General features: G+C 36.4%; 13 protein-coding genes. 10 read left to right on the top strand and 3 right to left on the bottom strand.

The features are described 5' to 3' along the window. The first annotated feature begins 542 nt into the window (after nucleotides 1-542). The 3 genes from H4K33_RS15575 to H4K33_RS15565 all read left to right on the top strand — a co-directional run bounded on the left by H4K33_RS15575 (nucleotide 543) and on the right by H4K33_RS15565 (nucleotide 8421). A complete protein-coding gene (locus tag H4K33_RS15575; protein WP_182650642.1) occupies nucleotides 543-2060 on the top strand; it encodes a transferase in 1518 nt (505 codons plus the stop codon). 74 nt (nucleotides 2061-2134) lie between these two features. Continuing rightward, a complete protein-coding gene (locus tag H4K33_RS15570; RefSeq protein WP_182650640.1) occupies nucleotides 2135-3469 on the top strand; it encodes a hypothetical protein in 1335 nt (444 codons plus the stop codon). Nucleotides 3470-3504: 35 nt separating this feature from the next. After that, nucleotides 3505-8421 carry an RHS repeat-associated core domain-containing protein gene (locus H4K33_RS15565; protein WP_182650638.1) on the top strand — a complete coding sequence of 1639 codons (4917 nt, stop codon included), beginning with the start codon at nucleotides 3505-3507 and terminating at the stop codon, nucleotides 8419-8421. A gap of 719 nt (nucleotides 8422-9140) precedes the next feature. On the opposite strand, the gene H4K33_RS15560 is transcribed toward H4K33_RS15565, so the two are convergent. Then, complete coding sequence (locus H4K33_RS15560; protein ID WP_255493783.1) at nucleotides 9141-9503, bottom strand: hypothetical protein; 363 nt, start codon at nucleotides 9501-9503, stop codon at nucleotides 9141-9143. A 630-nt stretch (nucleotides 9504-10133) separates the two neighbouring features. Between H4K33_RS15560 and H4K33_RS15555 the strand changes: the two genes are divergently transcribed. Together H4K33_RS15555 and H4K33_RS15550 are read left to right on the top strand one after the other, a co-directional pair. Further along, a complete protein-coding gene (locus H4K33_RS15555) occupies nucleotides 10134-15725 on the top strand; it encodes an FG-GAP-like repeat-containing protein (RefSeq protein ID WP_182650636.1) in 5592 nt (1863 codons plus the stop codon). A 1-nt stretch (nucleotide 15726) separates the two neighbouring features. Beyond that, nucleotides 15727-16551 carry a hypothetical protein gene (locus H4K33_RS15550; protein ID WP_182650634.1) on the top strand — a complete coding sequence of 275 codons (825 nt, stop codon included), beginning with the start codon at nucleotides 15727-15729 and terminating at the stop codon, nucleotides 16549-16551. 81 nt (nucleotides 16552-16632) lie between these two features. Here H4K33_RS15550 and H4K33_RS15545 read toward each other — a convergent pair whose 3' ends face one another. Further along, the gene (locus H4K33_RS15545) at nucleotides 16633-17070 is read right to left on the bottom strand and encodes a carboxymuconolactone decarboxylase family protein (protein ID WP_182650631.1); all 438 of its coding nucleotides are present in this window, start codon (nucleotides 17068-17070) and stop codon (nucleotides 16633-16635) included. Nucleotides 17071-17133: 63 nt separating this feature from the next. After that, nucleotides 17134-17718, bottom strand: coding sequence for a Crp/Fnr family transcriptional regulator (locus H4K33_RS15540; RefSeq protein ID WP_182650629.1), 585 nt, complete (start codon nucleotides 17716-17718; stop codon nucleotides 17134-17136). Between the two features lie 381 nt (nucleotides 17719-18099). Here H4K33_RS15540 and H4K33_RS15535 point away from each other — a divergent pair, with 381 nt between their 5' ends. From H4K33_RS15535 to H4K33_RS15515, 5 genes are all read left to right on the top strand, one after another. Beyond that, nucleotides 18100-18678, top strand: coding sequence for a hypothetical protein (locus tag H4K33_RS15535; protein ID WP_182650627.1), 579 nt, complete (start codon nucleotides 18100-18102; stop codon nucleotides 18676-18678). 230 nt (nucleotides 18679-18908) lie between these two features. Continuing rightward, nucleotides 18909-20006, top strand: a complete 1098-nt coding sequence (locus tag H4K33_RS16635; RefSeq protein WP_255493782.1) for an AraC family transcriptional regulator — start codon at nucleotides 18909-18911, stop codon at nucleotides 20004-20006. 883 nt (nucleotides 20007-20889) lie between these two features. Next, complete coding sequence (locus tag H4K33_RS15525) at nucleotides 20890-22317, top strand: hypothetical protein (protein WP_182650625.1); 1428 nt, start codon at nucleotides 20890-20892, stop codon at nucleotides 22315-22317. A 3-nt stretch (nucleotides 22318-22320) separates the two neighbouring features. Then, complete coding sequence (locus H4K33_RS15520) at nucleotides 22321-23598, top strand: gliding motility-associated C-terminal domain-containing protein (RefSeq protein WP_370576683.1); 1278 nt, start codon at nucleotides 22321-22323, stop codon at nucleotides 23596-23598. 10 nt (nucleotides 23599-23608) lie between these two features. Then, on the top strand, nucleotides 23609-23891 hold a 283-nt coding region (locus H4K33_RS15515), incomplete at its 3' end, for a PorP/SprF family type IX secretion system membrane protein (protein ID WP_370576682.1).

Below are 23891 nucleotides of genomic sequence, written 5' to 3'. Positions count from 1 at the left end.
ATCTTTACACAAGAATCAAGCGATTCCAATCATAGTTTAAAACTTTCCGAATAAGGTGCTCACAACAATTCAAAAAAATGAACACCCCTATTTATAAAGCATACAGAGTAAAAGAGGCTAACCCTCTTTCTCCGCAAAGAAAACCGATAACGAGAGTTATCGGTTTTCTTTGTGTCTATTTCCCCCCCTTAGGGATCTGTAATCCCTTTTCTAGCAACAGCAGCTATTTCTTTCCATTCTATTTCTTTTATCTGCTCCTTTCAACTTTTTAAGCCTTGGAATTTGTTATAGCATGCTTTCCCTGTAATAGAAGTTTTAGATTCATGTCAAAACAAAGAAGGAGAAGTCAATTGGTTTGTATATCATTTTTGTTTGACGTTTGTTTTTTATAAAAATAGTTGCCTTTAAAACGCATTATTAATTAATCGCGTTTTTATTTAAAAACCTTTAGTGTTTTTTTATTCATTTTTTTGCATTAATACTTATTTTATCTCATTAAATTTGATAAATAGATAATTTAAATAAAACAAAATTGTTAAAAAATGAGAATTGTAAAAAAATATGAGCTCACTAATGAAGTCTTAGTTTATAAAGGAAAAAAGCTTTGGCGTATAAGACACATACCCACTGATACAGTAGGAGGTTGGGTAGAAAGTTATGATAACTTGAGCCAATATGGTAGTTGTATGGTTTGGGATGACGCAAAGGTATACGGAAATGCTAGAGTGTATGAAGATGCCATAATTGACGGATCTGCTAGCGTTTATGACGATGCAGAGGTGTTTGGTAATGCTGTTATTCATGACAATGTCACCGTTTTTAATCAAGCAAAAATTTACGGAAAGGCAGAAGTAACAACAGAGGCTGTTGTGCAAGATCAGGCTCAAGTACTTGGAAACGCTAAAGTTGAGCAATTTGCTAAAATAGGAGGGCATGCCGTTGTATACGGACATGCTAAAATTAGTGGACATGCTGAAATTCTAGATTATGCTCGTGTTTATGGATATAGTCAAGTTTTAAACAATGCCATTGTAAAAGAGGATGGATTAGTTCACGGTCATGTTATTGTGAAGGATTCTACTATCGTTCAGGGGAAAGAAGAAGTATTCGATGGTCAATATACTTGGGATGATATAAAATCATTTTCAACCCTAAAATTATATATTGAAGAAAGTATAAGTAATACCGGAGCCAATCTTTATGCGAATGGAAGACATCAAGTACAGGTGGAAGTAATAATTAAGGCTAAAGATGTAATGGATCGTTACATTAAGATCCCAGAAACTGAAATCTTCCAACACATTCAGTTTGTCAATTATAGAAATGATCCTTTCGGCGATCGATTTCAATATAGTGATTCAGCCGGCGATTACTGTACAGGTTTGTCGTTTTCAAATGAATCAAATTCACTCAATGACGAAAGTTCATCTGCTACCTTTTATCTCTCAACACTTGAACCAATGGGAAAAACGTTGCTTTGTGTAAGTTGTATGGTTACTAAGGTCACTAAGGGCGTGGTTACAATGGAGGAGTATTCTACGGCAATAGAGAACAATAGTAGAAGACCTATGCCTTATTCCGTGACGTTACAAGTTATGCCTCCATACTCTTTTAATAATCAAGATATTGAGGTTGTTAGACATGTTAAGAATGAAAAATCTTATACGTTGACAACAAACTATGTGCGATTCAAACCCAACAATACTCATCGATTACGTGCAGGGATCTGTCAGTCTAGTTATAATTTCTATGAAGAGGGTTTGGGAACTGCTGGAAAATATTATTCAGCCATTTCTACCGATAATATCGTAGAAACTAATGATCAGTTGTTTAGCTATAGATTCGGAAATTCAAAGACTGGATATTTAACAGTAACAGATTATAATCATGAATATACAGGTCTTTGTTTTTGGATTTATTACAAGAGAGAAAGCGTCAACAATAGTCTTAAAGAAAATCTAATGCTGTGCTCTTTGCTTGATATTTATGGAAATGAAGCAAAATTGAGAATTATGATTTTACCGGGAGATAGAACAGTATTAAATGTCATCGTGCTATAAAAACAACGTTGGAAATTATCATTTTTTAGTGCCATGAGTTTTGAATAATAAATAGTTAAGAAAAAAAAATAAAAATGAAAAAGTATAGTATAACAGAAGAATCAATAACGCATAATGGATTTGTTTTATGGCGTATACAGCGTATAGCAACACAAGAAAAAGGAGGCTGGATTCAGTCTGAAAAAAATTTGAGTCAACTTGGAGAAGCTTGGGTTGCTGATAATGCCAAAGTATATGGAGAAGCTTGTGTATCAGACGATGCTTGTGTAAGTGGTAATGCAGAAATATTTGGAAGTACCCAGGTTAGAGGGGCCAGTCAGGTTTATGGAGAGGCTAAGGTATATGAAGAAGCTATTGTAGAAGGAAGTGCTCATGTATATGAACAAGCAGAAGTTTGCGGTATGGCTTTTATTAAGGGAGACAGTATTATAGGGAGTAATCAGCGTATAGTTGAAAGAGAACATACTTGGGAGGATATTAATTCTATTGAATCTTTAAAGATTGTGTTTAGTGGAGGACAGCGTGAAGAAAAACTCTATTCGAATGGAAGACATCAGGTAGGTATTCACGTTAACTTGATAGCGAAAGACAAGGAAGGTAAGATCATTATCTTATCCGAAGATGAGGTTTTTAAGCATATGGAGTTCGTTAATGTAGTGAATAAACCTTATGGTAAAGATTTCAAAGTAAGTGCTGAACCTGGAGAATACGCACTTCCTCTGGTAAGAAACACAGGAGAGAAGGCTTCTAAAGTTAGCTTAGGGGTATTTTATCTATCTACAACTAAAGATTTTGTAAATGAAAATGTTTGTGTAAGATGTGTGGTAAATCAAAAAGTCAATGATTTTGGACAGCCTGTTAACAATAAGGTTGAATATACAACAGCAAAGGAGAATAACAATGGAAACGTCACACCGAATTATATTGTTTTATCCGTGTTGCATCAACGTATTTTCAGAGATGAAGATATTTATGTTCAAAAAATTGAATTAAAAAAAGCAGATAACTATAATTCCATCCTCACAAAGTATTATGTGCAGTTTTCCAATACGGCTATGGCTACTCTTCATCATGCTGAATGTAAAGAAGATTTTCTATTCCATTTTACCTATGATGGTAATTATAGAGCGTATGCTACTACAACAGATAGTAGGATAAAAGCAAATTTTACGGCTAAGTATACGGCATATTTTGATGCCAAAGGTAAAAAGACCTATGTAGTAACTTCCACAAATCACGATATGCCAGGTCTTTGTGTGTGGACCTATCGAATATGGCATGGTAGACTCTTGAAAAAGAAAAAAAATAACGAACTAATGCTGATTTCTCTTTTTGACATCTATGGCAACGAAGCTAAAGTTGTAGTGAAAGCATTAAATGACGCAAAATTAAGTTTTAGAATAACATAATATCATAGGGAAATAAGCAATTAATATATATCGCTATGAATGAATTTTTTTCACAGAGTCAGAATTTTATTGGTTCTCAACAAACGGGAATAGATCCCAGAACTGGGGCATTTACTCTTTATTTGCCGCTAGCTAATATCAATGCAAATTACGGAATGGGACCTGAAATATCCTTGTCCTTAACCAGTAGTTCTTTTAGCCAAGAAAATGAGGGTTTTGGTGTTAGTTTTGGCTTGCCCTTTACCACCTATGACAAAACCAATCGACTACTTCGATTATCGACTGGAGAGCAGTATCTGGTTGAGGATGATAGTGACGATTACCAAGGAGAAATTACCATCAAACAAAAAAAGTTAAACAGCTTTATTTTTGAGCGCGTAAATGCTTCTGGTACAGAAAAAGGATATTACAAAGTAATCTATAAATCTGGATTAGTTGAGATTTTAGATGGTCCTGATTCTTCTTACGCAATTAAGAATACCGTTAGTATTAGTAACTATGAGGGAAATACCGTTTACTTAAAATGGAAAGGAAACACGTCTCGTTTAGATTCTATTGTTGATGATCACCATACTTTAGTTTCGATCAGTTACAAAGACATGAATGCGCCGGTCGTATCGGTATATCCCGAAGGAGAAGAGGCTTATACAATTCAATTGACCCTAGGTAATGGTTTTTTGGAGGAAGTGAGACAAGTAGAAGAAAACTATACTTGGTTTTTCTTTTATACAGCAGAGGGATTCATCAAAGAAATTATTCATCCAACAGGATTGGTTGAGATGATTGATTATCAGTCTGATGTTTTTCAATTTCCTAATGATGTAAATCTCGCTCTACCTGCTGCGATCCGCCATACGCGTTATCCAGGAAACAATCAACCCAAGATCGTTTCTAGTTTTACCTATACCTCAAATAATTACTTAGGGTATCAAAGTGGACTTGCTTTTGAGGCGGATCGAGATAATTTGTACACGGTATTGAGCAATTATGTCTATGGTTCTACAGAAAAACAAATCCAAGATAATTTGATTGTTGAAATAGAGCGCCGTTATAATAGTTTTCATTTGAATACGTGCGAATTAACTACTTTTCGTTCTCCTAGTGAAGTGAAAAGTATGCAGGTTGATTTTGAACATTACGCTATTCCAGGAATTCCCTTTGATAATCAACCCAATCAGTTTCAATTGGTCAAACAAAAAATAACGACTTGGCGAGATTCTAGTGGAACACGTCAAGAGGTGCATCGCACGGAGTTTGATCCTGAAGGAAACCCTACTTTGGAAATTCACCCCAATGGGAATCAAACTAAAATGGTTTGGTACGACGCTGATGGTGAAAGTGGTTGTCCTGCCGAGGTGAATGGATTTGCACGATTTTTAAAAGAAAGTATTGTGATTCCCAATCAGGACGATTATGATACTCCCATTCAAAAGGAATCGTATACCTATACTAATTTAGGTCATTCTAACTTAGTAGTTGCCGAACAGTTGTTGAAATACAGCGATGAGGTATTACTGCAATCTCGTCTCTTCGATTATGTAGCGGATTCCAATCGGTTGGACTATGGCCGTATGGTTGCTATTCACGATAAATTATACACGAAAGAAGATCCTGCTGTAGCTTATGATTCCTATCAATTTTTTGGATTTACGGTTTATGGGAATGAAATTACAGAAGAGACGATTTTTAAGGGACATGATGGCTGTGAGGCTACTACGAGTACTACTTATAGTGCTTTTGCCAAACACGTGCTTCGCGAAACAAATGTACAGGGAGGTGTTCGCTCTTATGTTTATGATTCTATGGGGCGAATTCTGTGTTCGACTCAAGCAGTAGGAACAATCTATGAAAGTTCTCGCTATTGGGAGTATACACTGACTTCAGAGGGTCCGATGACGCATTATACTGATGCTTTAGGTAATCAGGCGAAGGCTTATTTTGATGGATTAGGTCGAGAGCTTAGCAAATATGGATTGGATCACAAAGGAACTGGAAAATGGGAAGAGTTGCTCAAGTATGAATATCATACCCTGGGACAAATCAAACAAAAAACAGTTCAAGATTTACAAATATCCGATAATCAGCTTGCTTATTATTCTGTCCGTACCGACATCAACTACGATGGTTGGGGACAGGTGGCAATGCTTCAATCAACCAATGGAATAAAGGTTTATCAAGAAAGGGATATTGTGGGGTTGACTTCAATGCAATGGCAAAGTGGAGGTAATCGCTGCAGTGGACAATGGAAAAAAACAAGGTACAGCAAGAGTCAGCTCTTGGAAAAAGAAGAGCGCATCAACTTACAAGGACAAGTAGTTGGAACCAAGTCGTACTATTGGGATGGTTTAGGTCGTTTACGAGAGGAAGTAGATGAACTTGGGCACAGTGTGAAATGCACCTATGATGCCTATGGACGAAAACTTACACAAACCATGTCTGACGGAACAAAGTTAAAATATTCCTATGTTCCTTATTTAAAAGGAGGTGAAATCTCGAAAATTGAGGCAAGTAATGTTGAGGGAACTCATTGGGTATTGGGTGAACAAGAGTTTGATAGCCTAGGACGCTTGTGTAAAAAACAAACAGGTGGACGTTTAACGCAGTACCAGTATGAAGATGCTTCTCCCGTTCCAACTAAAGTAATTCAACCTGATGGAACGGCTATTGAGTATACGTATATCGTTGAATTAGGTAATTCCATTGCGCAAATTAAAACAAATGATTTAGTACAATCCTTTGAATACGATCGTATTACGGGAGAATTAATAAAATCAACAGAAGGATTGATGTCCAATATGCATTCTTGGAACAACTATGGGCAGATTGAAAAAGAAACGATAACAGTTCATGACAATATTTGCGATACGGATTACCAGTGGACTCTAAGTGGGAAACCTGTATCACATACAGACATTACAGGAGCACAAACCCGCTATGAACGCGATCAATATGGTAGGGTTATTCGTATCGTAGATCAGGATGTTACCGCTGATTTGTTCTATGACGACTTAGGACTCCTTCGCAAAAAAGCGGTGAGCTCTACTTGTTCATCGATTAAAATAGAGACGGAATTCGAATACAATGAATTCAACCAGCTTTTAACGGAAATAATCAAAGACAGCAAGGGAACTCAACTTCGCGTAGAAAGAAGTTGGCTTAAGAATGGTTTGTTACATGAGCAAACAACTAAGTTGAATGACAACAGCATCAAAAAAGAAGATTATAGGTACGATGTGCGCAATCGCTTGGTAGAATATACCATCAGTGGAAGTAAGTTTCCATTAGATGGTTATGGAAAGCCTTTTCGTAAACAAGTCTATGAATACGATACGCTGAATAATATGACAAGGTTGGAAACTACCTTAGAAAACGCTCAGGTGGATATAGCAGAATATCACTATGATAATGAAGTAGATCCGACACAGCTGACAAGTGTAACTCATTCTCATGAAGCCTATCCAACCTATAGTAAGTTAGAATATGACGTTTGTGGTCGTATGCTTGTGGATGAAGTAGGGAGAAGTTTGAGTTATGATGCTTTGGGAAGACTTGTTCAACTAACAGGTCAACAAAGTAGTAGTTACCAATATAATGCGAATAATCAACTGGTTAATCAAACCTTAGGAGAGGGCGAGAATTGTCAGTTGTATTACCGTGCTGGGAAATTAGTTAATAAAGTACTGGTAGAAGAAGATAAGAAAGTTCGTTGGATTAAAAATGGAGCGACCTGTTTGGCGATTGCGGATGGTCAAGACATTTCTTTAACAGCAAGTGGGCAGAATGAGAGTCTGTTGTGGTCTTTGAAAACCAACGATACGCAAGGGAAATTACATCAATATGGAGCTTATGGATCAGGAGAAGCGGCAGATTATTTACCAGCCTTTACAGGAGAGCGACAAGATCCGGTTAGCGGGAATTACCATTTAGGTAACGGGTATCGTTCGTATAATCCAAGGTTGATGCGATTCAATTGTCCGGATAGTTTGAGTCCGTTTGAATCAGGTGGAATCAACGCCTATGCCTATTGTGAAGGAGATCCGATTAACTTGATTGATCCTTCGGGACACAGCGCTACGGGAATAGCAGGATTGTTTTCGGGAGGATTAATTTCTCAAGGAGTGGGTAGATTAGGTGCAGGCGGAGGTATTGCTTTAAGTATTATTGGAATTGTTGGCGCTGTCTCAACCTTTGGTACTTCTATTGCTGCAATGGGAGCCGTTATGGCTACAGCCTCTTTATTGGTTAATTTAGCTTCAGAAGCAACTGGAATAGCTAGTATTGCCATTGGAGATAAAAACCCAGAACTATCGGCTAAATTGGGCTGGGCTTCCCTTGGACTGGGAATTGTTGGGGCGGCAACTGGTTGTTACTCTAAATCATATAATGTATCAAATAAAAAGATTGGTGCAAACAAATTGAATAAAATTGGCACTTTTGATCATGTTCCCAATGTAGTAGAGCAAGTACCAGATGCTCAACTCAGCAGGATTTACGCCTTTGACAATACCCGTGCGAATCCTTATGCATTATTTAATGGTCATGGAGGAGAGATTACAGGAAATACTTTTACATCCAGCGCAACAGTTAATTTTCCTATAGCTTATGGAGAAGCATTAGGGTATGACCATTTTTTCAATACCATAAGACAAACAGATGTGCCTTTCTCTTTCTATTCTTATGCTCCAGGAACTCCAATACCAGATTATATGGTGTATCCACCAACGCTTAATTTTGGAGCTGGACAATGGAGTAACGAAGCAAGCATCGGCTTTATCCAAAGTAAAATAAATGGTACTTTTAGAGCGGATGTATATGCACTGAATGATGGTGCCATACCGTTTAGCTTCATTGCTAGTCATTTAGAACAATTTCATTCATCAATTTTTCCCTATACTTGTCGACCGTCGCCACCTCGACCACTATCACCAGTGACCCTTATGGATATTGATTGATATATAGGATAATATAGGTTTTTCTAAAAAGAGATATTTTAAAAACTGAAAACAAACCCCCGTCTTTACAAAGACGGGGGTTTTATTTTGTATGTTATAAGGTAATAAAAACTACCTTTTTAGCTCGATTGTCTTTTATCGTTCACTAAACTGTTGTTTGCTGTTGTTTGGAAAACTAGTATTGCCAAATTTTTAAGCTTTTTTCTTTAATTAGTTGAGGTTCTTACTGCCTAAATGGTAGTCGGTTATTCTATTTTTTAATTGTTCAAAGGTGAGTTTCTATGCTAGGGTATGTGCTAAAGTCTGTGTGGAAGCTAAGTTAGTGCGTTTAATTTTTTTTTTGTAGTTTTTACTCGATGTAGACAGTAGAATAGAAGCGCTCCTGTTGCATAGAGTGCACAATCAATCCAATCACCGGTATAACGTGTGTTATGTTGCGGTAAGTACCACTCAAAGTAGAAGCAATAAAAAAGTGTTAAGACGAGAATGAGCGGCAAGGGTAGTTGTAGCTGTTGCTCTTTTTTTATTCGCCTCGCTATAAACAGACAAATACTGAGAACAAGAGGAAGAGTGAGGAAATCATTGACATAGTTATTGATCCAGGAAGGCATAGGATATTTGATTTGCTGTAACCAATAAATGGAGCAAGCTAGAGCTAAGGCAAGATAGAACAGAAGTTTTCTCATTTCCAAACGAAGAGGTGATAAACGTATTTTACATTAAGCAGCGATCATGCCAATGAGATAAGCAATTCCCGCAGCGATACCCGCAATAATAAGCCAAATTACATTGAAGATCATAAAGAGCACCCGTATAAAAGGATTACGGTGATTGCGCCATTTTCGAATGATTCGTTCCACTTTAGTCGGTTCAGTATTGATTTCCTTTTGAATTCGCTCTTCTTTAACGCGTTGTTGTTCTAACTGACGTTCTAAAACAAGGTTGATAATTGCTCCACAGTGGGTGCAGTAGTCTGTATTTAGATTTTCTGTTTGGCAGTGTTTGCAAGTAATATAATGCTTACTCATGATGGCGTGTAGATTAAAAGGTAGTTGTTTTTGTGTCGTACAAAGTTGTAGCATTTTGTTTAGCATACAAAAGAGTGATTTAAGACCAAAACGGTTCTAAAATACGCCTTTTTTATGAGATGGTCTTTTTTGTGCTTTTTGAGGTAGATTTTTATACCAAATACCATCCACCAGTTCATCCAAAATTAAACCATTTCAGTTGCTCCAATGCGTTTTCAAGACATTCGAGAGGAGTATCCAACGTTGTGTTGTAGAGCAACTAAAAATAAGAGCGTTAACTGTTTTTACGCAAAATATTTGTTTTTAGCTGCGTATTGTATCTCCTTCTAGATGAATGATTTTTGATAGAAAGCGCCCTTGAGGGGTAATTACTCCCTTTTTTTTAGTGATAAATTAACGAAATAAAAATCTATTATATTTATTTAGACTAATTATAGCTTTAGTTTTCATTCCATTCTAACGAATTTATAGAATATTTTGTAAATAACAGGGCTTTGTTTTTAATTAGATTTAATATAAATAGTTTTGTAGGATAATTAAAAACACCATTTATATGAATCATTTATACACAAAACTCATTTCAAATAAGGGACAATTGCACCCCTTGTTTTCTTTGTTTAACGCGAATAGGAGTGCTTATTCGAATCAACTTTCAGTTAATTAATCACCTCAAAACAAAACACTATGTGTATCAATAAAATTAAGCGCATACTATACTTGCTCGCTTTATTTACCACAGGCTATTTTACTAGTCATGCACAGGATTTTAGGGCAGTAACTACCCAAACCTTTGACGGCGTATTTTTTGGAAATGCGGCAGCGATAAATGTCAATAACGATGCTTATCCGGATTTAATTTACTCCGGAGCAGTGGCGGGCTATACGATCGGAAATACATCTGTATTTTTAAATGAAGAAGGGCAATTTGTTCCTTTAGAAAATGAATTTTCGTTGATTATGTACTCTGCTATTGCTGTAGGAGATTTAAATGGGGATGGTTTGATGGATTTCGCCATTACAGGCCAACGACAAGAACCAGGTATTCCCCCCAACACCAAAGTGTTTGAGATCTATTATAATTTAGGAAATAATACCTTTAGAAAACGCGATGATACAGGAATTGATGCTACTACTTGGGGATCGGTTCACATTGCGGATTTAAATGGAGATGGACGTGCAGATATCTTTGTCAACGGACAAGGGGTATCGGGCAATATTTCTAAAGTATATTTTCAAGAAGAAAATGGAAGCTTTACAGCTTCTGCCACTGCTTTTGTAGGAACTTATTTTAGTGCTTCTACTATTTTTGATGCAGATGGCGACGGTACTCCTGATATCTTGATCACTGGATTTGCGCTTGTCGATGGTTCTCCTATTTCTGCTGCTTATTTATACCTCAATAAAGGCGGAGGCGTGTTTATGGAACATGAATCTGGACTTGGAGGTGTTCATTTTCCATCTATTAGTGTAGCGGATTTTGAGGGTGATGGAGATTTAGATCTTTTGATGATGGGAATTAACTTAGGATCAAATTCGAGATCACTTGTTTTGTATCTCAATGATGGTACCGGAAGTTTTACTCCTTCTTCTTTTGAGTTTGAAGGTTTAGCGGGAGGAAGTTGCGCTTTAGTAGATTATAACAACGATGGATTTTTAGATGTTTTTGCCTTTGGTGGAAACAGCAATAATGTAAACCAGTCGTATTTTTATGATAACCACAATAACGAATCTTTTACGCTCAATGAGGCCAATTCAGCGGTTGTTCCCGGACTGTACAATTCGAGTGCAGTATGGTTAGACTTTGACAATGATGGCGATTTAGATTTGTTTGTTACAGGATATAATGATGGAGTGACTCAAGCGATTCTATTTGAAAATACAACCGATCCTGTTGTAACAGACGATTACTGTGCGGTTTCTGTTGAATTCGACGTTCAGCCGATTACAAAAGTTACTCTCGCAAATCTTGTAAACGAAACCGCACCTACGGTTGGAGGAACTACACCTGCTTATCTCAATTTTACCGAGATGACGGCTAATCTGCAAAAAGGAGAAACGTATACCTTGAAGGTAAAAGGAAATACAGATGGAAATTTTGAACAAGACATTCGCGTATTTATCGATTGGAATCAGGATTTCCAATTTGATATGGCTACCGAATACTATGCTGCTTCACTTGCTCCTTCAACTGGAGTAGATGACGTTGAAGCAGTATTGACCATTCGCGTTCCGGATAACGCTGTTTTGGGTGATACGCGTATTCGTATTATTAAAGATCACTGGACTGCGTATGAAGAAGATGAAATTAGCGGTTGCTTAGATGCTTATTACGGACAAATTCACGATTATACTGTAAATATTGCAGAGGCTACTGTGGAACCTGTTTGTAATAATGACGAACCAGGTATGAATCCTGGAGATACAGGTTGTGTTACTTTTGTATATAATGGTCAACAAGTAACCTATACAACCGTACGTACTGCTGATGGTGCAATTTGGCTACAACAAAACCTAGGTAGTGAGCAGGTTGCTACTACACCAACAGATCAAACGGGATATGGTGATTTATTCCAATGGGGACGTTGGGATGATGGACATCAAAATCGTAATTCACCGGTATCTTCTGTTACTGCAACACCAAATAATCCTTTGGGAGTAGGACAAAGCAACGGAGGATTTATTGTGAGTACACCTAGTTGGTGGAATAACGGTAGTACCACTGATAGATGGGAAGCGGCTACAGCAGCAGCGGTATCGGAAACCGATGGATGTGACCCTTGTAAAGCATTAGGTGAAGGATGGACGTTACCTGAACAAGCAGATTGGGCTGCTATTATTCAGGCGGAAGCCATTACGAATATTCAAACTGCTTTTGACAGTAACTTGAAATTAACCGTTGCAGGTGCGAGAGGTAGTGATGGTGTATATAGTGCAGGTGTAAGGGGATATTATTGGAGTAAAACAATATCAGATACTGATGCGACTTACGGAAAGTACTTGTACTATAGTAATTTAACAATGAATCCAAATGCAGGCGGACAAAGACAACAAGGATCTTCTATTCGCTGTATCAAAGTAGCGAAAACCGTTGTACCAACGTATTGTGAACCGGAAGTAGGTAACGGATCTTACAGCTTGCCTATTTACGAGTTTACGTTTGACGGACATACCAAAACAAGTGGTGATGCAACCAATCAAACACCTCCTTATGAAGATTTTACGACTGAAGTTTTAGAAGTAGGACAAGGTCAAACGTATGATGTCGTTGTAAAAGGAAAAACAGATGGGCAAGACAATATCTTAGTACGAGCTTATATCGATTTTAACCAAGACTTTACATTCTCTCCTGAAGAAAGTATTGAGCTCGGTTTCTTGAATAATATTGGTGGAGAAAGAGGAGAGCTTACTGCGTCGATTCAAATTCCTGCATCTGCATTAGCTGGATCAACGAGAATGCGTATCGTGAGTATGTATCACAACCCAGAAAGTACGATGGCATTTTTAGAAAATGTACCATGTCCGGTGGGTTATTATTTAGGACAGGTAGAAGATTATACGCTTACTATAAACAGTTCGGCTCCTGTAACAGCAGTAGAATTGACAACAGAAAATAATGTTCCTGCAACAATTACAACAGAACACGGTACATTACCTTTAGTGGCACGTGTATTACCTGGTGAAGCCAATCAAGCTGTTGTTTGGTCGATCACAAGTGGAGCGTCATTTGCTACTATAGATCAACAAGGAGTCGTGACGGCACTTGCCAATGGAGAGGTTAAAGTAAGAGCAACTTCGGTGCAAGATAATACCAAATATGCAGAACTGACCCTTGTAGTTGATATTGAAGCACTTCGATGCCCGCCGATGACAGTTCAGGTTGGACAAATTGGAGAAGAAAAAGCAACACTTACTATCGAATCTAATGCAACGGCTTTTGAAATTGAATACGGTGTGGAAGGATTTGAAAGAGGACAAGGAACCTCGCTTGCCATGACTACATCAACTCAACTAATTGAAGGGTTAACGGCCGAAACAACTTATGATGTATACGTTCGTGTAACAACTTGTGAGACATGGCAAAAAGTGTCATTCACCACAATTAAGTTAAAAGAACAAGTTATTTCAGTGACGGATATCACAAAAGTATATGGAGATCTTCCATTTACAGTAGGTGAAGCTAGTAGTCATTTACCCTTGACCTTTACAAGTACCAATGAGGCGATCGCCCTTGTAGAAAATGGCTTACTTACCATTAAAGGAGCGGGAACGGTTGAAATAATCGTGAACCAAGGTGGAAATAGCGAATATTTAGCAGCAGATGAGGTTCGCTTTGTATTGCAAGTAGCTAAAGCACCTTTAACTGTTCGCGCCACAGATCAAACGAAAGTTTATGATGGAGTAGTTTATACCAATTGGACGGTAAATTATGACGGTTTTGTGTACAATGAAAACGCTGGGGTATTAACTGGTGAGCTTCTTTTTAGCGGAACAGCTATAGATGCTACACAAGTAGGAGATTACCTTGTTGAAGTAGGTGGATTAGCGTCATCAAATTACGCAATTGCCTTTGAAGCTGGACGTTTTGAAATCACCAAAGCTTCATTGAACAATGTTGTATTTGAAAATGGACAATTTGACTATGATGGTACAGCTAAATCAATTTATATTACACAAAATTTACCAGAAGGGGTCACAGTAACGTATGTAGGAAACAACCAAACTGAAATAGGATCTTATGTAGTAAAAGCACTGTTACATGGTGGAATAAATTACCAAGATAGAGAACTAGAAGCAAGGATGATTATTCGCCATCAATTAGCAGGTTTGGTATTTGAAAGTGCTGTTTTTGAATATGATGGTACAGTGAAATCACTCGCTGTTCAAGGCGAATTACCAGAAGGAGTAACGGTATCTTATACCAATAACGAAAAAATTGATGCTGGAATTTATCGCGTAACAGCTACAATTTCTGGTGGTGAGCGTTATGGAGATCTAGTGTTAACAGCTGATTTAACTATTACAAAAGCGAGAATTGAAGGAATTATATTCGAGGATAAAACTTTTGTATACGACGGAACTCCAAAATCGATTTATGTAACGGGATCTATTCCACGTGGAGTAACTGTGGAGCACGTAAACAATGGTAAGATCGATGTAGGAAGCTACCAAGTAGAAGCCAAAGTTAATGGTGGAATCAATTATATCAATCAGCATTTGACAGCAACACTAACTATTGTGAAAGCGAATCAAACGCTTGTTTTTGATGAACTTACGACACTTATTTTAGATGAAACAGACGATTTTCAACTGCAAGCAAGAAGTAACTCTTCTTTACCAATACAGTATACGTATGCGTATACGGGTACAAAACCAGCAGCAGAAGTAAGTGAATCGGGATGGGTGACACTTAAAAAAGTTGGAGAAATTACAATCACGGCGAATCAAAAAGGAGATAAAAACTACCATGATGCAATAGCAGTCACTCGTACATTGCGTATCGTAAATAATGATGCAACAATTCATGACTTGTGGATTGACAACGAGGCGTATCAAGTAGAACAAAAAGAAATCTATTACTTTATTGATTGTAATGATTTAAAAACAGAGGTAAGCATTAAAATTGGAGTAGACGAAGGAGCTCAAGTGGACCCAACCAATGAGTTTGTTATTCGCGTTCCAAAACCAGGTATTTACAAACACACTATAACGGTGACCGCTCAAAACGGAAAAGTAAAGGAGAACTATGTGATCATTGTAGAAAAAGCATTTGCCTTTAACGAAATTGCACATAAGAAATTCAATAATACCTTATTGATCAACAAAAATCCACAAACCAATGGTGGATATCACTTTGTGGGATTCCAGTGGTTTAAAAATGGTGATCTAGTTTCTGAAGAGCAAGTATATTCTGTAGGAAATACAGGTTTTCTTGATTATAGAGATGTTTATCATGCGATAGTAACTACGAAAGAAGGAGAGCAAATTCACGTATGTCCAATGGTGGAAATACAAGATCGCGCTAAAGAGATTAAGTTGTATCCAAATCCGGTAGTTTCTGGTCAGAAAACAACCTTGTCTGTGCGTGTATCTGGAATTGAATTAAAAGGAATTCCAGTTCAAATCTACAATCTTGGCGGACAGCTGTTGCACACGGTATTCATGGAAGGAGAAATTACAGAAATCAATTTGCCACAAAGCATACCTAGTGGTATGTATATGGCTGTATTCGAATTAAATGGTCAAAAAGAATCAATCAAATTTGCAGTAAAGAAGTAAGATGAAAACAATAAAAATAACAAGTTTGGCTGTTTGCTTGCTTTTGGGAGTAAGCACTACTAAGGTCATGGGACAAGAAATAGAATTTGCTGTTTTAGGAGGTTTAACCGGATCTAAAACACCAAGTACGAGTATTAGTAATGGACATACACTTGGATTTTCAGCACTTTATTTGCATCCCATCAAACACAATCTTTCTTTTGGGGCTGGATTGGAGTTTGGAGCATATCGCGTTACTAAAGAACTGAATAATTATAAAGGAGCAGTTTCGTCTATTGACGGACAAGGAGATGCCTTTGAATTTCGCTATACTATGGCGAAATTCAAGGAAGATCTCAGCGGAAATTATTTGAGTATTCCCCTAAAAATACAATACGAAGGACCAACATTGGGAAGTGAAAACCTCCGTTTGTATGCTGCCGTAGGACTGAAATACCAGATGTATTTTAAAGCGAATTCAAAACGTACCATAGAAGATTTGCAGACAAGTGGGTATTATCCACAATGGGATGCTGAATTGTTTGGACCTAAAGTAGTTGGCTTCGGAAAATTGGGCGATAAAAGTGAAGAAGAAAAACTCAAAATGAATAACGGCTTTTTTGTTTTAGGAGAAGTAGGAGTGAAGTATACCTTATCTGAAGACCAATCACTGTATATTGGTATTTATGGAGATTGTGATTTGGCCTCTACAAACAAAGAAAATACGGCATTATTGACGTATAAAAATGGCGAAAAGATCAATAGCGCGTTAGGAGGAGAGCACGATTCGTACAAATTACGCCTTTTTACTTTGGGCATCAAACTAAAATATAGTTTCGATTTGTAGGTCTTTGTTGGATCTATTCTGAACAAAAAAAAAGCTTGAGTGTTACACTCAAGCTTTTTTTATTTGAAATAGTTTGATCGCTTATTTTGCTTTTAAATTTGTTGCAACACCGATTCGATTCCACGCATTAATGGTCACCATACACATCAATAATTGGGCGAGATATTTTTCGTCAAAGAGCGCTGTTGCTTTGGCATAAAGTGCATCGTCAATTCCTCCTTGGTGTATAAAGGTAACAGCTTCTGTTAGTGCGAGAATCACTTCTTCCTCTGCGGTAAATAAGGTCGTTTCTCTCCAACCAGCAAGAACAAATAAACGACGAGGATCCTCTCCATATGCTAAAGCATCTTTGCTGTGAATATCCAAACAATAGCCACAACCATTTAGTTGTGAGGCTCTAATTTTTATTAGCTCTTTATGGGTGTTGGTAAGTAAAGAAGTGTTGAGGTAATTCTCCAAAACTAGCATTCCTTCATATGCTTTGGGATCTAAATTGTAAATGGGTTTTCTGTTTGACATCTTGTTCTATTTTTTAGTTAGGTCAAAGTTAAAGCTTGACAAACAGAGAAAACTTCAACAGGTTTAAGAAAATCGCTTCTTCTTAATTTCGCTGAGATATTCTGGACTAAATCCCAAATAAGAAGCAATCAAATATTGTGGTATACGCTGTACAAAGGCAGGAAATTGTTCTTCAAAGTGAAAGTAGAGTTCTTCACGGCTCAATTCATACAAATACATCAATCGATGTTGGGCCGCACCATAGGCTTTTTGAAAAATAGAGCGAAAGTATTTTTCCATTATGGGATGCATAAGGAGAAGGGCTGTAAAATTAGAACTAGTTATGCGAAGAATTTCCGTTGGCTCTACTGCTTGTATATAAAAATCACTTGTTTTTTGTTGTTCAAAAGATAGAAAGTCTGTCAACCACCAATTTTCAATGGCGAAATCTACCGTCTGTTCTAAACCATTCTTCTTAATATAGTAACTTCTTAAACAACCTTGAACAACAAAACACAAAACATCACATGGTGCATCTGATTCTTGTATATATCCCTTTTTTGGGACACTTTCGAAGGTGAAGAAAGAGCGTATAGATTCCCTTTCTGTTAGAGCTAAAGTTCCTGTGAATTGCTCAATATGATCAAGTAAAGCCATCTCGTTTTTCATAACCTAACATTTTTTAGCGGTAGTGAAAGTTAAAGATAGATAATTTATTTCGCCAGAGCATGTAGGAAAATAGGTTTAGAATGAAAGTAATAACATTTTTTTTGTTAATAATATCTTATAATGTGTTGTCGTTTTTACTTTTTCTTATTGTTAAAAGTAATTTTCAAGTTAGTAGATGTCTATATTAATGATTTTTTGACTGACAAAAAATGTTTTTTTGCACATTATCTGTACTTTTTTTTCTTTTTTTTATGTTTAAGTATGGATTATAGTTTATTGAATTGCATCTTTTTCGTTTTTGCTGTTTTGTGACTTTTTTTAGGGTTTTAGTCTAAAATTGTGAAATAGTAAAGTGGAATTGTGGTATAAGAATATTAAATTATGGAATTTAAAGGCTTACATGTTGTTAGAAGTGAAAATAAAGGTGAACTGATCTTTTTTGGTCTCCTCTCAGTTTTAATCCTCCTGTGTGTGTTTTTGTTTCGCCCCATTATGCTTCAGGTGAATTCAACTATTTTTATTGTTGTGATCAATAGTATTTTGATTGCCTTTGCGTCAAAATTAATTAATAAAACATTGAAAAATGAAGTGTATAAATTGATCGTAATTGGATTTAATTTACTGCTACTTGAGCTGTTATTTCAAGAGAAAAAAAGCATGATCTTTTTTATGTTCAATTTTTATTCAATCATGTACGGGGTGTTGTTTATTTTTTACTTTAAGCGCTTTTCGATTTTGATCAGTGAAATTAGAAGCTACGTATACTTTGTCAATTGCTTTCTATTTCTATACTTTTTATTGATCAATATAGAGTTAATATTCCTTCATTTTTTTAATGGAAAATACACCAATCAGTTGAGTTACCTGTACATAGGAATAAAGTGTATTCTACTTTTTATATCCGTATTAACTCTTTTTCAAGGTATTGCAAATCAGTTAATTAGAAAAGGCAAGTCTTAAGTACTAGAAGAGAGCGTTTGGGCTAGTACTTTTTTAAGTCCAATTCAAATTTTGCTGAGGCATATACTAATTTGGTTCGAAAAAGTTGAAAAGAATAAGTTGAGGTGTGCAATATCAACAAAGGATGTTACAGAAAATATACCCGTTTTTGATTAACCATTTCACAGTATAAAAATAAGGTGTAGTATAAGTAGTACACCTGAAAAAATAAAATATATCCCCTTTGTATTATGAATTTAATCGTTTTTGTTGTTTTTAGTTTTGTTGGTTATTTTTTGATGTTTGGTCTGTGTAAAGGTTATACCACTTTGCGCACAAATATCAGTTTTATTTGTGCAATACTGGTGCTTTCTTCTTTAGTAATTTATGGTCTGTCAATGTATGAAGAAACATGTAATATTCCGGTAGGAAGTGTTTTGAGTTTGATTTTGGGGCCTTTATTACTCTTGCTAACCGTTGAACAACAAAAATATGAACGCTATTATCTCTGTTTTACCTTATTTTTTATAGTCTTGGTTATAGGAAGTGTGTTGGTATATCTTTATGTTCCAACTCACATCGAACAAGTTGAAGAAACTGCATTAAAGATGAATTTTTTAAACTGTTTAGGATTTGGTAGTTATGGTTACTTAAACTATATCAATAAAAAAAAGAATACAAAAGATCAAGAAGTGGCCATTTTATGCTACGTTGTATTGCTGTTTTTAAGCACCTTTTTTTTTAGTGCTATTTTACTTCGTGAGATAGAATATTTTATTGACGTAAATGTGCTATTTCTCATGTTTGGCTTGAGTGTTATTTTTTTTTCTTTCTTGTATGAATGCACAATCTGGCTAACGGTGAAGGAAAAGGAATTAAATCAAACCTCAAACAAACTGAAATGGAAGTACTTTCAGGAAACGAATGTTATTTTAGAAAAATCAGGGACTAAACTAGACGAAAAAAAAATGAAAAAGGAGAACCTAAAACAACTTAATACAGATTCTTTTGCAATTGATCCAAAGGTAGTAAAACAAGTATTGTATGTAAACCTAATAGAAACAGGGCTTTTCTTGGATAATAATCTGACACTTACTAAACTAGCAGAATTGACACAACTCAATAAAGGAAAACTAAATGATTATTTTAAAAACTCAGAGTCTATGAGTTTTAAGCAGTACATCAATCGACTAAAGGTTGAGCATGCTATTAATGTCATACGAGAAAGAGAAAAGAATATTACAGTTGAAGAACTAACGTTTGTTTGTGGTTTTAATACACGTTTATCGTTTTATCGTGCGTTTGTCTATTTTTATGGGTTCGCTCCATCTGAACTCTTGAGTGATTAATTTGCGGCACTAATCAAACTCAATACCTTATATAATACGAAGTCGTATATGAACGAATACGCAAAAAATAAACGAAAAATACGCGAAGTATGCCAAAGTCAAAGTACAAGCATCACAACGAAAGCTGTACAAAAGTTGGGGAGATAGTCAAATGGCGATTGATATATAATAGAATAGGCGGTATGATAAATAACAAAACTTATTATTCACGGTGCGTGTCTAAAAAAAAAATAGATTCTTTACAATAAAGGATCTATTTTTTTTTAAACGGAAAAAACAAATAGATAGCGAATAAAAAAAGATTTGTTCAGATTGAAAGTCCACAACAAAACACTTCACATACCCGCTCTTTTTACTATGCGATCAACTCCATCGATCGGTGTAAAAAACAAGTTACACAGCGATGCTTTTCTTTTTGGGATGAACGAATTGTGAAAAACAGGTATCATTTTAGGATGGAATTGAAAAATAGAGGCCAATTTGAGTGCTCGTCGTAAAAGAAAATAGAAAAAGTGGACAAGAATTGGAGAAATTAGAAACTCAATTTATTTATGGTTTGCTGTGTTTGAATGAGGAATACAATCAAGAAAAATGAAAAAATACAAGTGTGTAACAAGCAAAAACAAAAAGTATTTTTAAAAAGAAAGGAAAGATTAAACGCGAAGTTTTGATCCAGTTGAAAGGTTCTTTTTTTTACAAAAGTTAAAACTAGTTTCAATTAGTTTGTTTGATGTCGTCGCAAAGTCAGTGATATTTAAATTAACATTTTTAGTATTTAAGTTTGGTTTACTCTATGTTTTTAGCGAAAAGCAGATAAAATCAAGAGGTGTCATAGGGGTTTTTTTAGACCTGATTTTGAATAATGAAAAATAATAAAAATGATATGAAAAAGCAACTATTATCAATTGCTGTTTTGCTCTTGGCATCGACAACTTTTGCGCAAGTGGGTATTGGAACTACTACCCCTAGTAAATCAGCGGAACTTACGATGGTATCCAATGATAAAGGAGTGTTGATTCCTTCTATTGCATTGAAGAGCACAACAGATCAAACTACAATTACAAATGGTAATGTAGAGAGTTTATTGGTTTATGCCAATATGAAACTAGGGGATGTTAGTCCTGGTTTTTACTATTGGAACAAAACAAAATGGGTACGTTTAGTGTCGAATATTGAAGTTGTCAATGAGGTGATTAGCAATTTTACTAAAGTCATTAGTGATGAAACTGTTCTTCAAGAAATAGAAGAAATTATTCAAACACAACAAGGAATTGTACACTTTGATGGTGAAACGCTGACCTATAGAGATGAAGAAGGATCGGTACAAGAACTCGATTTTTCGGAAATTGTCAAAGCGAAGGAGACCTTGACAACCTTGAACAACAACAATAATGGAACGTATACGTATACCTCAGAAAACGGTACGCAAACCCTTATTAATGTACCTCAATCCGTAAGTGAACAGTTTGAAACAATCATCGGTAACGCTCAGGTGCAAGAAATCTTAAACCAGCATATCGCTTTACATAGTGGAAATGTTTCCTATACCGGAACTTCATTTACTTACCTCAATGAAGAAGGATCTGTACAAGAACTCGATTTCTCGGAAATTGTCAAAACGAACGAAACAACTACTCAGTTGGTCAATAACAACAATGGAACATTTACCTTTTATAACGAAAGAGAAATAGATCTTTCCGGTATTCCCATGGCCAACACAGGAACTACATTTACTATTCCAGAATTGGTAACACACGACTTAACAAACGTCTTTACGTTTGATGATGGTACCAAGACACAGGCAAATTGGAAATACGAAGCCATGGTAGGACAAAACTCAGGCAATGGGTATTATTTTACAAATGCAACACCTCAGACTTTATTTACGCTGTATTTTCCGGTTATAAATGACAAACCAGCTTCAACAAAATATTTAAATATAGAACTAGAAGTTGAAGGAAAGCTAACAACTATAGGTGATGCGGTGGCCAATTTTGAAGTAGAAACACTAGTAGATGTGTTTGTTTATGTCAACAATGTGCAGGTAAAAAGTTTTGTTTCCAAATACTATAGGATAGGAGGATCAATTAGAGGCATTAATGCTATTGGAGAAGGATTTATAGGAACAGTTATTCTTCCTGCTACTTTACCATTATCACCTACCACTAATAAGCTAGAGATTAAAGCTAAACCTAGAACGAGTAATTTTCATAGAAACTTTGGGTCAACGGATGGTTTCTTTAGGAGAGGAATGAATGCCTTCTCTTTATCTATGGGGCAGAATGTTATAGTTCAACTTTTCGAAAAATAGTAAATTATGAAAAGATACTTACAATTATTTGTGTGTTTTTTGGTTGGAGCACTGCCTGTTATAGGGCAGTCTCCTTACCAAAATACGATGGTCAATCAAGGAACATTGACTATTAGTAAAGAGGCAGTGGTTAGTACCAGCTATGATTTTGACAATAAGGAGAGTGGGGTAGTTCAAAGCGATGGAGCCACCTATTACTATCGAAATTTTAACAACGATAATTTATATTATCCCAGTACTGGTTCAACCAGTGCTCATGCTGTATTTACTCCTTTAGAAGAAGGAGAGGAAGGAGTTCAGCTTATTTCAGGAAGTAAACCTTCGGAGTTTTATCGCGTAACGCTGAATAATCCAACTCCAGTGAAGGGTTTTGACCTAACAAACGAGATGAATGTCAAAGGCAGTGTAGATTTTCAACGCGGCATTATGCACGTTGATTCCCTTCAAGGTATGTTGACATTTCACCCTGGTGCTCAAGCGATAGATCCTAGCGATCAGAGTCATGCAGATGGCTATGTGGAAAAGATAGGTAAAGATTCCTTTACATATCCAATCGGAGATAAAGGGCTTTATCGTCCTGCTCGTATTTCTTCTCCACCCACTGAGAAAGATATCTATCAAAGTAAGTATGTTTTGGAAGACCACCAATTTTTTAAGAGCCATAGTGCAACTAGTACCTCTATTATATTACTGAATACCCAAGAATATTGGAAGGTAGAAAAGCCGTCAGCTAGCAGCGGAGATATCATGTTGACCTTGAGTTGGGATGATCGCACTACTTTGTCCGATCTTTTGACTGATCCCGAAGAGCGCTTGCACATTGTCCGTTGGGATGAAAAGGAAGAGTTATGGGTTGATGAAGGAGGTATTGTTTCTGTAGATAGCAAAGAAGTTACGACACCATCTCACGTAAAAGGCTACGGGTATTTCACATTAGCGAAGGTTGATGTTCGCTTGGCAGATAAGGATTTGGTGGTTTACAACTTAGTTACACCAGATGGCGATGGGAAGAACGATTATTTTCTCATCGACAATTTACACCGATATCCGAATAATCGAGTAGAGATTTACAATCGCTGGGGTGTTAAGGTTTATGAAGCAAGTGGCTATGGAAGCTCCGATACTGTATTTAAAGGCTACTCCGAAGGCCGTACAACGGTAAATAAGAACGAGTATCTTCCAAGTGGTACGTACTACTATATTTTGACTTACGAGAAGAGTGATAAGAATGGTTCTCGCACAATTAAGAAATCGGGATACCTGCATTTAGAGACGAATTAAAACATAGATTATAGTGAAAAAGAAGATATATTTTGGGATCAGTTTAGGGTTACTAGCCTGTTTTTCCCACCCCATGCAAGCTCAACAAGATCCCCAATACACGAATTACATGTACAATCACGGAAACATCAACCCTGCCTATGCAGGTAGTCGTGAAGGACTTGCCGTTTTCGGTTTGTATCGCACCCAATGGGTAGGTTTGGAAGGAGCCCCCAAAACGGCGACTTTATCCGTAGATAGTCCTTTGGGTCGTTCGGGCTTAGGTTTAGGTGTAAACTTTACCAATGATCGCC

The organism is Myroides sp. WP-1 (genome assembly GCF_014145635.1).
Classification (GTDB): domain Bacteria; phylum Bacteroidota; class Bacteroidia; order Flavobacteriales; family Flavobacteriaceae; genus Flavobacterium.
The sequence above is the reverse complement of the archived record's forward strand: the minus strand, read 5'-3'. Positions and strand labels throughout refer to the sequence as shown.

Excerpts from the sequence above, each read along its gene's own strand:
- H4K33_RS15550 (WP_182650634.1), top strand. The coding sequence starts at position 15,727 with ATGAAAACAATAAAAATAACAAGTTTGGCTGTTTGCTTGCTTTTGGGA.
- H4K33_RS15535 (WP_182650627.1), top strand. The coding sequence starts at position 18,100 with ATGGAATTTAAAGGCTTACATGTTGTTAGAAGTGAAAATAAAGGTGAA.
- H4K33_RS15565 (WP_182650638.1), top strand. The coding sequence starts at position 3,505 with ATGAATGAATTTTTTTCACAGAGTCAGAATTTTATTGGTTCTCAACAA.
- H4K33_RS15555 (WP_182650636.1), top strand. The coding sequence starts at position 10,134 with ATGTGTATCAATAAAATTAAGCGCATACTATACTTGCTCGCTTTATTT.
- H4K33_RS15540 (WP_182650629.1), bottom strand. The coding sequence starts at position 17,718 with ATGAAAAACGAGATGGCTTTACTTGATCATATTGAGCAATTCACAGGA.
- H4K33_RS15570 (WP_182650640.1), top strand. The coding sequence starts at position 2,135 with ATGAAAAAGTATAGTATAACAGAAGAATCAATAACGCATAATGGATTT.
- H4K33_RS15575 (WP_182650642.1), top strand. The coding sequence starts at position 543 with ATGAGAATTGTAAAAAAATATGAGCTCACTAATGAAGTCTTAGTTTAT.
- H4K33_RS16635 (WP_255493782.1), top strand. The coding sequence starts at position 18,909 with ATGAATTTAATCGTTTTTGTTGTTTTTAGTTTTGTTGGTTATTTTTTG.
- H4K33_RS15545 (WP_182650631.1), bottom strand. The coding sequence starts at position 17,070 with ATGTCAAACAGAAAACCCATTTACAATTTAGATCCCAAAGCATATGAA.
- H4K33_RS15525 (WP_182650625.1), top strand. The coding sequence starts at position 20,890 with ATGAAAAAGCAACTATTATCAATTGCTGTTTTGCTCTTGGCATCGACA.
- H4K33_RS15560 (WP_255493783.1), bottom strand. The coding sequence starts at position 9,503 with ATGCTACAACTTTGTACGACACAAAAACAACTACCTTTTAATCTACAC.